This is a genomic window from Bacteroides sp. RCH18, assembly GCF_058231005.1.
Map to the genome: position 1 here is coordinate 1,450,999 of NZ_JBIPTC010000001.1, position 13,476 is coordinate 1,464,474.

At 43.2% G+C, this 13,476-nt stretch carries 10 protein-coding genes; 4 read left to right on the forward strand and 6 right to left on the reverse strand.

Features of this window, described 5'->3' with window-relative positions:
* Positions 1–174: 174 nt before the first annotated feature.
* From ACHLI0_RS05805 to ald, 4 genes are all read left to right on the forward strand, one after another.
* Positions 175–2,805, forward strand: coding sequence for a zinc-dependent metalloprotease (locus ACHLI0_RS05805; protein ID WP_055221177.1), 2,631 nt, complete (start codon positions 175–177; stop codon positions 2,803–2,805).
* Positions 2,806–2,838: 33 nt separating this feature from the next.
* Positions 2,839–6,183 carry a SusC/RagA family TonB-linked outer membrane protein gene (locus ACHLI0_RS05810; protein ID WP_061473364.1) on the forward strand — a complete coding sequence of 1,115 codons (3,345 nt, stop codon included), beginning with the start codon at positions 2,839–2,841 and terminating at the stop codon, positions 6,181–6,183.
* A gap of 15 nt (positions 6,184–6,198) precedes the next feature.
* A complete protein-coding gene (locus ACHLI0_RS05815) occupies positions 6,199–7,527 on the forward strand; it encodes a RagB/SusD family nutrient uptake outer membrane protein (RefSeq protein WP_011107856.1) in 1,329 nt (442 codons plus the stop codon).
* Positions 7,528–7,632: 105 nt separating this feature from the next.
* A complete protein-coding gene (gene ald, locus ACHLI0_RS05820; protein WP_234135598.1) occupies positions 7,633–8,739 on the forward strand; it encodes an alanine dehydrogenase in 1,107 nt (368 codons plus the stop codon).
* An 84-nt stretch (positions 8,740–8,823) separates the two neighbouring features.
* On the opposite strand, the gene ACHLI0_RS05825 is transcribed toward ald, so the two are convergent.
* The 6 genes from ACHLI0_RS05825 to ACHLI0_RS05850 form a co-directional block, all read right to left on the reverse strand.
* Positions 8,824–9,759, reverse strand: a complete 936-nt coding sequence (locus tag ACHLI0_RS05825) for an NAD(P)H-dependent flavin oxidoreductase (protein ID WP_490748649.1) — start codon at positions 9,757–9,759, stop codon at positions 8,824–8,826.
* 72 nt (positions 9,760–9,831) lie between these two features.
* The gene (locus ACHLI0_RS05830; protein WP_490749552.1) at positions 9,832–10,527 is read right to left on the reverse strand and encodes a DUF4858 domain-containing protein; all 696 of its coding nucleotides are present in this window, start codon (positions 10,525–10,527) and stop codon (positions 9,832–9,834) included.
* 37 nt (positions 10,528–10,564) lie between these two features.
* Positions 10,565–11,116 carry a DUF4858 domain-containing protein gene (locus ACHLI0_RS05835; protein WP_008762210.1) on the reverse strand — a complete coding sequence of 184 codons (552 nt, stop codon included), beginning with the start codon at positions 11,114–11,116 and terminating at the stop codon, positions 10,565–10,567.
* 38 nt (positions 11,117–11,154) lie between these two features.
* Positions 11,155–11,679, reverse strand: a complete 525-nt coding sequence (locus tag ACHLI0_RS05840) for a DUF4943 family protein (protein ID WP_270599794.1) — start codon at positions 11,677–11,679, stop codon at positions 11,155–11,157.
* A gap of 11 nt (positions 11,680–11,690) precedes the next feature.
* Entirely contained in the window at positions 11,691–12,743 is a 1,053-nt protein-coding gene (locus ACHLI0_RS05845; RefSeq protein ID WP_234119393.1) for a porin family protein, read from the reverse strand.
* The gene (locus ACHLI0_RS05850; protein ID WP_151209625.1) at positions 12,727–13,278 is read right to left on the reverse strand and encodes an RNA polymerase sigma factor; all 552 of its coding nucleotides are present in this window, start codon (positions 13,276–13,278) and stop codon (positions 12,727–12,729) included. The genes ACHLI0_RS05845 and ACHLI0_RS05850 overlap by 17 nt, the downstream gene beginning before the upstream one ends.
* Between the last annotated feature and the right edge of the window lie 198 nt (positions 13,279–13,476).

Below are 13,476 nucleotides of genomic sequence, written 5' to 3' on the forward strand. Positions count from 1 at the left end.
GCAAATGTACATTATTCCAACTAGATTACGAAATATCCGGGAAGAATGATAGCAGATGAACCTAGTTAATAATTCCTTTTATTATTATATTCGCAACTAAACTGTAATCATTATATTATTAATATTATTACTTTTGCGGCTGTTTTTAATAATAATTAAAAGTAAAAGGACTTAATGAGAATGTATGTAAAGGTAATGGCAGCGGTCATTGCATGTATATTGCTGAGTGGAGAAGCGTACTCAGCACTTGCAACTACCCCTGCTACAGAAAATCTGAGTTGGTTCAAAAAGAAAAAGAAAAAAAATTCAGAAGAAGAGAGAGTAAAAAGCGACTACGAGAAATTAGTGGAAGGCAGCAGTGTTAAAAAAGGGATGTTTGCCGTTTATCAAAAAAAGAACGATTATTATTTTGAGGTTCCCACATCATTGCTAGGGCGCGATTTACTTGTTGTCAACAAGTTACAACGAGTACCGGCTGAATTGAACGATGCTGGAGTAAACCGGGGTGTAAATTATGAAAATCAAATGATTTGCATGGAATGGGACAAAGCAACCGGGAAACTGATGTTCCGCCAACAACGCCCGTTACCTCTGGCTCCTCAGACGGATGCTATTTTCCGTTCGGTTAAGGACAATTTTATATCACCGCTTATTGCCGCATTCAAGATAGAGGCTGTCAATCAGGACTCTACAGCATTGATGATCAAGATCAACGACATCTATGACGGTACGGAAACCAGCATTAATAATGTATTTACCAATATCAATCTGGGAACATCGGCTATTAAAAATCTATCACGTATCTTATCCGTGAAATCCTTTCCGAACAATGTAGTTGCCACTTCCGAGCTGACTACTAAAGTGACAGAAGGAACAACAAGCGTATATGTAACGGTAGAAGTCAGTTCTTCTATCCTTCTGCTACCTGAAACTCCGATGATGGGACGTTTTGATAATCAGAAAATAGGTTATTTCACCAATCCGCTATTGAGTTTCAGCGATGCACAGCAAAGAACGGATAAAAAGCAGTTTATCACCCGTTGGCGTATGGAACCCAAACCGGAAGACCGGGAGGCTTACCTGAAAGGAAAGGTGGTAGAACCCGCCAAACCAATCGTATTCTATATCGACAATTCCACACCTTATCAATGGCGCAAATATATAAAAAGAGGTATTGAAGACTGGCAGATCGCTTTTGAAAAAGCCGGATTCAAGAATGCAATCATCGCCATTGAAGTTACCGATAGTATGGAAATAGATATGGATGACGTGAACTATTCCGTACTGACCTACGCAGCTTCGGAAAAGAAGAATGCGATGGGACCTTCTTTGTTAGACCCCCGTTCCGGAGAGATTCTGGAAGCAGACATCATGTGGTGGCACAATGTGCTCTCTATGGTAAGCGAATGGATTACAGTACAGACCGGAACTGTTTGCCCGGAAGCACGCAGCGTGCAGTTGCCGGATTCACTATTGGGTGATGCTATCCGCTTTGTTGCCTGCCACGAGGTAGGGCACTCTTTGGGATTGCGTCACAACATGATGGGATCGGCAGCGTTCCCAACTGATTCCTTACGTTCCGCAACGTTCACTTCCCGATTAAATTCCACCGCTTCTTCTATTATGGACTATGCCCGCTTCAACTACATAGCCCAACCGGGAGATGGCGTGAAGGTTCTTTCCCCGCATATCGGTCCTTACGATATCTTTGCCATCGAATATGGATATCGCTGGTACGGAAAGAATAGTCCGGAAGAAGAAAAAGATATCTTATTTGATTTCCTGAGCAAGCATACCGACCGTCTTTATAAATATAGTGAAGCACAGGATGTACGTGATGCCGTTGATCCACGTGCACAGAATGAAGATTTAGGCGATGATCCTGTCCGTTCTTCCTTACTTGGCATTGACAACCTGAAACGCATCGTTCCGCAAATCCTTCAATGGACTACTACCGGAGAAAAAGGACAGACTTACGAAGAAGCCTCACGCCTCTATTACGCGATTATCAATCAATGGAACAACTATCTGTATCACGTACTAGCCAACATCGGTGGTATCTATATCGAAAATACAGTCATAGGAGATGGTGTCCAGACCTACACATTCGTTGAGAAAGAGAAGCAACAGGCTTCCTTAAAGTTTCTGACAGATGAAGTACTGACTTATCCTAAATGGTTGTTCGATACGGAAGTAGGAAAATATACCTATTTGCTCCGTAACACCCCGGTTGGACAACAAGAAAACGCCCCGACGCAGATACTGAAGAATGCACAAGCCTACATCCTTTGGGACTTGCTTGGCAACACCCGTCTGATGCGTATGATTGAAAATGAATCAGTCAATGGAAAAAAAGCGTTTACCGTAGTGGAACTAATGGACGGACTCCACAAGAATATTTTCGGCATTACCGAACGAGGAGGTATTCCCAATGTGATGGAACGCTCTTTGCAAAAAAACTTTCTGGATGCATTACTCACAGCTGCCGCAGAGCCCGAAGCTGTGAAAATCAATAAAAAGATTGCAGACGATCATTTCTTGCTCGATCATGCCACTCCTTTCTGCAGCTGCTATGCGGCCGAACAACGTTCGCTCCGACAGGAAGATAAAATGGGAGCTCACCGAGTTCTCAACTTCTACGGTAGTCAACTGAATCGTATCTCGGATGCAATATCCGTAAAACGCGGAGAGTTACTGCGGATTAAGAAATTATTGCAGAGCCGCCTCGGAACGTCTGATACAGCAACACGTTATCATTACGAAGATATGATTTTACGTATCAATACAGCTTTAGGTATTAAATAATTCTATTCAATCACTTACGTTTATTTACAATTAATGAATAAAAAACATCTTTGCATTATTATATGCTTCCTTGTTAACGCACTGGCAATGGCCAGTGCGGCTAATCGTACTATCACCGGGGTAGTAATCTCCGGTGAAGATAACGAACCGTTGATTGGTGCTTCGGTCTACGTTCATACGGATGAACTGAAAAAGGCAGGAGCATCCCAGACATCGCTAGGTACTATTACAGATATCGATGGTAAATTCTCTCTTTCCGTTCCGGATAAAGTAACCCGTATTCATTGTAGCTACATCGGATTTGAAGAACAAGTTATAGTTCTTCAGAGCGACAAAAAAAGCTACCGAATCGTACTTCAAACTTCAGCACATACATTGGGAGATGTAGTTGTAACAGGATATCAAACCCTAGAACGTAGAAAATTAACAGCTGCGATCTCTAAAGTTGAAGTTTCGGATGCTATGGTAGGTGCTGCAAAAAGTATTGACCAGGCGCTGACAGGACAAATTGCCGGTGTATCCGTGACAAACACTTCCGGTGCACCAGGATCACCTGCCAAAATTCGTATTCGTGGTACTGCATCAATGAACGGAACACAAGACCCATTGTGGGTATTGGATGGAATTCCTCTGGAAGGAACAGATATTCCCAAAATGGACAATAAATCTTCTGACAATGATATTGTCAACATCGGTCAATCATCTATCGCCGGATTAAGTCCAAACGATATCGAAAGCATTACCATACTGAAAGATGCAGCAGCAACCGCCATTTATGGTGCTCGCGCTGCTAATGGTGTAATTGTAGTTACTACAAAAAGAGGTAGAACAGGAAAGCCTGTTGTCAATTTTAATACAAAATTAACCTATACTCCTAATTTGGAAACCTCCCGCCTTAATCTCCTAAATTCTGAGGAAAAAGTAAACTTGGAACTTCAAATGATGAAAGAAGCACCTTTCAATAAATGGGGATTTTATCCGATACCTGTATATTCAGAAAAAGGAGGAGTAGCCGCTATATTAAAACAATACAATCTAATGGATATTTATCGGGAGAAAGGCTGGGAAGGGCTTACTTCTGAAGCTCAAAACGCAATCAACCGCTTAAAAAGTATTAATACTGATTGGAATGATATACTATTCAGAGATGCCATTACTCAAGAATATAATATCAGCATTTCCGGAGGTAGCGAAAAGGTGACTTATTATAACTCCCTTGGCTACACTCTCGAAAACGGGAATATTCCGGGAGTAAGCTTAAGTCGTTTTAATCTGACGAGCAAAACCTCTTATCAGATCAATAAATTACTGAAAGTAGGTGTTTCTATTTTTGCAAATAGACGTAAAAACACCACCTTTCTGACAGATACCTATGGGCTTACTAATCCTGTCTATTATTCCCGTATTGCCAATCCTTATTTCGAACCATTCGACAATAATAACAATTACTTGTATGATTATGATGTCGTAACAGGTAGCATGCCCGATCTTTTACAAGGATATAATATTCTGGAAGAACGTGAAAATACCAGTAATAAATCAATTACTACCGCTATTAATAGTATTTTCGATATAGAACTTCGCTTTAACGACCAATGGAAAGTTACTTCACAAGTCGGTGTACAATGGGATCAACTATCCCGGGAAGAATATGCCGGTACTAACAGTTTCAATCTGCGTAACCAACGTGAAAACTCTGCATATTACAAAGGAAACGACCGTATATATCTCATACCGGAAGGCGGGATGCTCAAATCGACCAATTCTACGACTTCCCAAATTACATGGAAAGTTCAGGGCGAATACAAGAACACATTCAATGACATCCACAACATACAAATAATGGCGGGATCAGAAATCCGTAAAAATTGGTACGAGAATCAAGCATCTACCGGATATGGATATGACCCCAAAACATTAACGTTCAAAAACCTGGAATTCAGAGATTCCAAACAAGCCAATGAATGGAAACTAAAGACTAAAAGTTTTAAGGAAAATGCTTTTGCGTCTTTCTACGCCAATGGTTCTTACACACTGATGGATCGCTACACTCTGGGAGGTAGCGTCCGCATGGATGGCTCCGATCTCTTCGGTGTAGATAAAAAATATCGTTATTTACCTATTTACTCAGTCAGTGGACTGTGGCGTATCTCAAACGAACCGTTAATTAATCAGTTCAAATGGATTGATAACCTTGCTCTCCGTTTGTCTTATGGTTTACAAGGGAACATTGACAAAAACACTTCACCCTTTATCGTTGGTACTTATGGAAATATAAGTATCTTGCCCGGTTCAAATGAAGAGAGCATCACTATCAATAGTGCTCCGAACAGTAAATTACGCTGGGAAAAAACAGCCTCTTATAATACCGGAATAGATTTCTCTGTATTTAATCAGGCTATCAACCTAAGTGTAGACTATTATTACAGAAAAGGCACCGATCTCATTGGTAACAAAATGCTACCATTGGAAAATGGATTTACCAGTATGGCTGTCAACTGGGCAAGTATGAAGAATCAAGGTATCGAAATAAACTTGCAAACACGTAACATTGCAACTAAAGATTTCTCATGGTATACTTCATTTAACTTTGCATACAACCAAAATAAGGTTTTGAAAGTGATGACTGAAAAGGATCAAGTAACTCCAAGTCTGGAAGGGTATCCGGTTGGCGCTATTTTCACCCTAAAAACCAAAGGGATAAAATCAGAGACAGGACAGATATACATTGAAAATAAAGATGGAGAAGCTGTCACTATTGAGGAGCTATTCCAAATGGCAGACAAAGGAAATTTAGACGGAGAATACAGCATTGGCGTAGATAAAGAAACAGAGAGAGGTTTTTATAGTTATGCCGGAACGTCCGATGCTCCCTACACCGGAGGATTCATGAATACATTTAATTACCGTAACTGGGAACTGAACTTAAATTTCTCCTATAACTTAGGTGCACATGTAAAAACAGATCCTACTTATTACATAGCAGATCCCGATCCGGGACGCAATATGAATAGAGATATATTGGATAGATGGACGCCAGAAAATAAAAACGGAAAGTTTCCTGCATTAACTAGCCTAAATACTAATCCGGCTGACTATTATTTATTCAGCACTCGGAGAGATCTCTACAAATCGCTGGATATATGGGTCAAAAAGTTAAGTTACATACGTTTACAGAACATACGCCTGGCCTATCATTTTCCTTCCGAGTGGCTGCATAAACTAAACATCGGTGGAGCAACTGTAGGTTTGGAAGCACGAAATCTCTTTGTTTTTGGTTCCAGTTACAAAAACTACATGGATCCGGAGTCAATGAGCAATCTTTATTCAACGCCGGTTCCTAAATCAGTTACTTTCAATCTAAGTCTTAACTTTTAAACAAGAAAAATATATATGATCAAAAAAATATATTTCATAATGGTTGTCATAGGAAGCATCCTGCTATCTTCATGTGACAGCTACCTGGATATTCAACCTGTAGGACAAGTAATCCCTACTACACTAACAGAATATCGTGCTTTACTGACTACCGCTTACGGACTAAAACTCATCGACAAATCCGTCACTGAATTTCGCACAGACATAGCTATGGTAACAGATAACAGTAATTCTCAAAATTTCTACTCAGAGATTGAAAAGTGGAATGATATGAGTCCCAAAGATGGAACCCGGGAATTTGGCTGGGCAGTATATTATAGTGTGATTTATTATGCAAATGCTATAATAGCAAATAAAGATAATATAAAAGAAGGCAGTCAGGAAGACATTGATCAACTCGTTGGAGAAGCTTATTTATTAAGAGGTTACATGCACTTTATTCTTGCTAACCTATATGGACAACCTTATACTAAAGAGGGAGCACCAGAGACCAAATCCATTCCCATAAAATGGGACCTTGATCTAGAAGTGGTACTACCACGAAACACCGTAAAAGAGGTCTATACTGCTATTCTATCCGACATAGAATCGGCCCGCGGCTTAATGCATCAAAAAGAATGGGAAGCCGTATATGCTTACCGCTTCTCCACCCTATCTGTGGATGCAATGGAATCACGTGTACGCCTGTACATGGGAAACTGGAAAGAAGCCTATGATGCGGCAGAACGCATATTAGTTCAAAAATCCACATTAGAAGATCTCAATGATCCGGAAGCCAAACTTCCCAATAATTATACATCAGCAGAAATGATTACTGCATATGAGTTTTTCAATGATGACGTTACTTCAGCATCCATATTGATACCTGCGTTCATGGAAAAATATGATGCTAATAAGGATCTCCGCCGGAACAAATACTATAGTTTAAGTGGAGATAAGTACATCTCGAAAAAAAGCGGAAAAGCAGAGCATAACTGTACTTTCCGTACAGGAGAAATTTATTTGAACGCTGCCGAAGCAGCTGCACAAATGAATAAATTGCCCGAAGCTCGTACCCGCCTGCTACAATTGATGGAAAAGCGATACACTCCGGAAGGTTATGCAGAAAAGAAAAAAGCTGTGGACGCTATGAATCAAGCAGATTTAATTAAAGAAATTCTGGAAGAACGGGCTCTTGAACTTGCTTTCGAAGGTCATCGTTGGTTCGATCTACGTCGTACCACCCGTCCACGAATTGAAAAAGTGTTGAACGGACAAGCTTATCTATTAGAACAAGATGATTCACGTTATACACTACGCATTCCACAAAGTGCTATTGCTGCAAATCCGGGTTTATTAAATTGACCGAATTATATATAAGCATTCTGCTCTTAAACATCCCCTTGCGAATAACAACGTAAGGGGATTTTTCGTACATTGGTCCATGTTAAACCTTTAATATATAACAATATGATCATCGGAGTACCCAAAGAAATCAAGAACAACGAGAACCGGGTAGGCATGACACCTTCCGGAGTTGCCGAAGTTGTGAAGCAAGGTCACCAAGTATATATCCAGCATACGGCAGGTATCAATAGTGGTTTTCCGGATGAAGCATATCTGTCCGTCGGTGCACAGGTGCTTCCGACAATAGAAGATGTCTATGCCACAGCAGATATGATTGTAAAGGTTAAAGAGCCTATCGCGCCCGAATACCATCTGATCAGAAAAGGACAGTTATTGTTCACTTACTTCCATTTTGCTTCCGATAAGGAACTGACTCTTGCCATGATTGACAATAAGTCGATCTGTCTGGCATACGAAACGGTAGAAAAGGAAGACCATTCATTACCCCTGCTTATCCCTATGAGTGAGGTAGCCGGACGCATGTCCATTCAGGAAGGAGCACGCTTTTTGGAAAAGCCGCAAGGAGGAAAAGGTATCCTTCTGGGAGGAGTCCCCGGTGTGAAGCCTGCCAAAGTATTGATTCTCGGAGGCGGTATTGTCGGAAGTAATGCAGCGCAGATGGCTGCGGGAATGGGTGCGGATGTTACAGTTGCAGATATTAATCTGTCACGCCTGCGCTATCTCAGCGAGACATTACCGAAAAATGTCAAGACGCTGTACGCATCCGAATTAAGGATAAAAAAGGAATTGCCGGATGTTGATCTGGTCATCGGTTCCGTGCTGATTCCGGGGGATAAAGCGCCTCATCTGATTACCCGAAATATGCTTGCAATGATGCAGCCCGGTACGGTACTTGTGGATGTAGCGATAGATCAGGGAGGATGTTTCGAAACGTCACACCCAACGACCCACAGTGCGCCGACCTATGTGATAGACGGTATCGTTCATTATGCCGTAGCCAATATCCCGGGAGCTGTACCTTATACTTCTACGCTGGCTTTGACCAATGCTACTCTCCCTTATGTCATTGCTTTAGCAAATAAAGAATGGAAAAAAGCTTGTAAAGATGACCCGGCACTAGCACTCGGCTTGAATGTAGTGGAAGGAAAAGTGGTATATAAAGCAGTAGCGGATGTATTCGATCTAAAATATGAAAATATAAACCTATAAATTGATTAAGCAGCCAACTTTCTGAAGTAGTAAAGTTCTGAAGTAGTCAGGTTTTCCAAACCCGCTACTTCGGAACTTGTTTTTTTACCAATATTTCTTCTCCGCTGCCCGCTGCATAACCTCCACCAATTCATTCATGACTTCCGCTACTGACTGCTGACGGGAAACAATAGCCGACACCTGCCCTATCTCCAGTTCGCCTTCTTCCAGATCCCCTTCAAAGATACCTTTCTTCGCACGACCTCTCCCAAGAAGAGTCCGCAATTCTTCGGCAGAAGCACCGCCATCCTCAGCCCTCTCCACAGCATCCCGGAAATTATTCCGTACCAAACGTGTCGGAGCCAGTTTCTTCAATAATAATTTAGTATCTCCTTCTCCCAAACCCAGACAATATTCTTTAAAGACCGGGCTGGCTGAACTTTCATCCGTCAACGCAAAGCGAGTACCGATTTGTACCCCTTCTGCTCCCAGCACCATGGCAGCAAAGATACCTTCTCCCGTACCGATACCTCCTGCAGCGATCAAAGGCAAAGTGGTCGCATTGCGTACCGCAGGAATCAAGCAGAAAGTGGTAGTTTCTTCACGCCCGTTATGTCCGCCGGCTTCGAAACCTTCAGCGACTACCGCATCTACTCCCGCCTCTTCACATTTCATCGCGAAACGGGAAGAGGAAACGACATGAGCTACGATAATACCACGTTCATGCAGCCATCCGGTCCATGCTTTAGGATTTCCGGCAGAAGTGAAAACGATCTTGACGCCCTCTTCGGCAACAATCGCCATGATTTCTTCAATCTGAGGATACATCAAGGGAATATTGACTCCAAAGGGACGGTCTGTAGCCGCACGACATTTCCGGATATGTTCACGAAGAGTCTCCGGATGCATAGAGCCTGCGCCAAGCAGTCCCAATCCTCCCGCATTACTTACTGCGGAAGCGAGACGCCAACCGCTACACCACACCATGCCACCTTGAATAATAGGATACTGAATACCGAAAAGAGAAGTAATTCTGTTCATAAATTAATCGTTTTCAATGTGCTAATCTGATAACATGGAACATGAGACATGTTCATATTTAATAAAACAGTTTCAGCGGGCAATCTGTTCAATGGGGCGATTGATCAGTACAGTCGTCGAATCGCCATAGGTTCTCAACACTTCCAACGTACGCTCCCGACGTTCTTTTCCTTTTTTATTCCAGAAGTTTTTGGTGAAAACCGCCATCAGATCAAGTCCTCCGATAGTTCCTCCATTAATGTACACGCCGCTGCCTCCAAACAAAGGAATCGGGCTATCCATCACTACCGAATTAACCATCATTCCATTCGCCCGCTCGCTCAACTGACGGAAACGTACCCCGCTCGCCCGTATCTCCTCCAATGATTTGCGGACTCCTCCCGCCATCGGATTACGTGCCCAATTGCTGTACGACCTTTGATGACGCATTTCGTAATGCGGATCTCCATGCCAGGTATTCTTATCCATTCTTATTTTCTTCTGAAAAACGGGGTCCCAATTATAAGGAGTATTTGCCTTATAAGGCATCAGACTCAATACCACTTTCGGTTTAGGCAATGCTTCGGGAAGCGACTCATCGGGCAGCATCCACTTCTTTTCCACCGACATGCGGGGAGTGCCGACAGCGCTGCCGAAATCAATCTGCCTGACTGCATCCTGATTCAAATTCAGCTCCTGATCACTGTCCAGCAACTTTCTAAGACGCAAGGAATCCTCCTTCGTCCATTCCTGCGCATGTACCAGCAAAGCTGTCAGGCACAGTGTCATAGCTGTTATCAAACGTTTTACCAATTCACTCATCTTTCTACCTCTGTTTTCTATATTCCTCAAGTACCCCCATCGTACGTGTGCGCATTCGTTTCTTCCTGAACTGCCAGAACTCTCTCGTAAAGACCTGCAGTAAATCCAAACCGCTAAACGTACCTCCGTTCACTCTTACTCCATTCCCTAAAGATATTCCTTCGGGGGGAGGGAGCTTAAACTCCATCGCAATTTTCAATGTATCCAATGGCAAGTGAGCATAAACAGGCTTGTACACTTCAAGCATTTGAAGAGGAAGTTTCCCACCTGTTATCCTCCGTTTATCGTACAAAGTATCCGATTCGACCACAGCAGAAGGAGAAATCACACGCGGAAGCGACTCATCAAAACGCATCCATCGTTTCTCCTCATACACACGCGGATTGGCTGCTCCTGCATTCAAATCAATCTGTCTGACGGCTTCCTTATTCAGCTTCAGCTCTTCGCCCTCCTTCAGTGATTTCTTCAATCGCAGAGAATCTTCCTTCGTCCATTGGGCATAACACGCCCCTGTCAGCAGTACAAAGACTGCTGATACAAATAAACGTTGCCTCATGTTTTTTAGTTTTTATGCCCCGAAGGATTTTTCTTTTTTTACCACCATCGGTATCCTGAGCCACAAAGCGGCTCGTCGTAGCACGGATCAATCGTCCAGGTCGTCTTCGGATATTTCCGGCCTTCCCACCATCGACGATAGCAGGCTGCTGCGTCAAGCACTTCGTCGTCGGTCAGGAAATAAATGGCTTCGTAATTTTCGGCATTCGCCAGTACCATCCTGCAACCTAAGGATGGGGCTGTCCCCTGACGGATCGACTCTATCACCCAAAGCATACACTCACCCAAACGGATTTTACCGTTATTCGTATTGTAGACTGACGGGAAAGAAGGAATAATAGTCAGATCTTCCGCATATTTCAATAGTTCGGGAATGTCCTCTTCAGTAAAATGAGGAACTTCCACGACCCCTTTTTCATTCTTCATATTATAGGTGCCCGCTTTCAGCTGTTTCACAAAAACGGTTACATCGGGATTTTCATAGTTCATTTCTTCGCTGCTGCATCCCACCAGGGATACCATCAGGCTAACAGCCATCCACAGCATCATAAGTGTTTTTTTCATTTTCATAAGGATTAATACGTCATGCGAAGTCCGCAAAGTAAATTAAAATTAGTCGGCCGTTTTGTGCGTACCGTAGCCAGTTTCGAATCCGTCTTGAAATGATGGGAAACACCCGGCTCGGCAAAAACCGCCAATCGGTCATTAATCTTATAAGTGATTCCGATACCGGCAGTAACTGCCAGTTGGATAGGTTCTTCTTTAAAACTGTTGTCCGGCGCACCGGCTATACATTTGTCCGCCACTCCGCCTACCGTAGCGTAGAGGTCGATTTTCTTTGTATCCATCAAGGTAATGTTCGCTTTCAGCGGGATGCCCAGATAATGCAGATGCTGTCCTTCCGAACGCAAATTGGAATAAACCAGTCCGGTCTCTATTCCCAGATAGTCATTCAGTTTTCGCTCTACAGTGACTCCAGCGGAGATCGGCATCTTATAGGCACCGTCCTCTGCCGGAAGTGCCGTCCCCATCTGTGCTTTCAGAGCCCAGCGATGTTTTTTCATATTTTCCACCGGAGCAGGTGTATCGGCAGTGTATTTTTCTTCTTGTACGGCGGATGGTTCTGTATTACCATTATTCGCCTGCCAATACCCGTTGTGACCTTGGTTGCCGTATCGGTTGCCATTTCCCGTGGTGGTAGTTGCCGAGAAAGAGAAAGACATGGAGAAGGAAATGGAAACCGAGTCTCCCTCCTCAGGATACTGCGATAATAATCCGAATGATTTAGGTGCCGGTTTCGGCAATACAGGTTCCATTGCCGTCGGCAACTGATTGGCACGTACACCATCTCCATCCATTCTTCCGCTGTTCGCCACCACGATTTTGGTAAACGCCTCCTCCATCTCTTCTTTCGGAGAAAGATACCAGAAAGTAGCTGAGGATGCAGCCAATACCAGCAACACAGATGCTGCCGCTGCCACACGGAAGAATATCAACCGACGGCGATGCTGGCAAGCCACAGGGATGTCCTGCGAAAGCTCTTCCCAAAAGCCATCCCGAACAGTCATCCCGGCATCAGCGAGACGAGTGCGAAACAGATCGGTTATTTCATCATTTTCTTTCTTCATGATTTCTATATTCTTTTATTCTTTTTGCTAACAAATACTTGGCTCTGTGTAACTGCGAAGTAGACGAATGCTCTTTAATGTGAAGCATCCCGGCTATCTCCTTGTGCGATTTCTCTTCAAACACATAAAGGTTGAAAACGGTTCGGCAACCATCCGGCAATTCGGCGACAAACGCCATTAATTGTTCTTCGGAGATCCCTGTTCCTCCTCCCGACGACGAAAGATCCGGTATGTCGGGAAGCTGCTCTTCATGCACTACCAACTGATTGACTCGTTTCTCCCGTCTCAGATAGTCGAGTGACTGTGTCACCATCACCCGTGTGATCCACGTACAAAGCGAGGATTCACCCCGGAACGAGAAGTTGGTAAAAATCTTGATGAAACCGTCATGCAGTACATCGTGCGCCGCATCCATATCGCCCGTATAGCGGTAGCATACCGCCAACATTTGTTTGGCATAGAGGGTGTAAAGTTCCTTTCGGGCTGAATCCTGTCCTGCCCGACAGCCCTTTATCAGTTCTATCTCGTTTTCCAATGCCAATTGTCTTTTTTAAATCGAACGTATGTCTGCGCCGTTTTTATCCTTTAGACGCAAGTATTTGAGGAATGCTGCAAAGAGTTTTGCTAAAAGAAGTTAAAGAAATGATGATTCGTAAATAATAAACGGTGAACAGCTGCAGCACGATAGCAACAGCACTGTTCACCGCTTATTTATTATCAGTTCATCATTTAT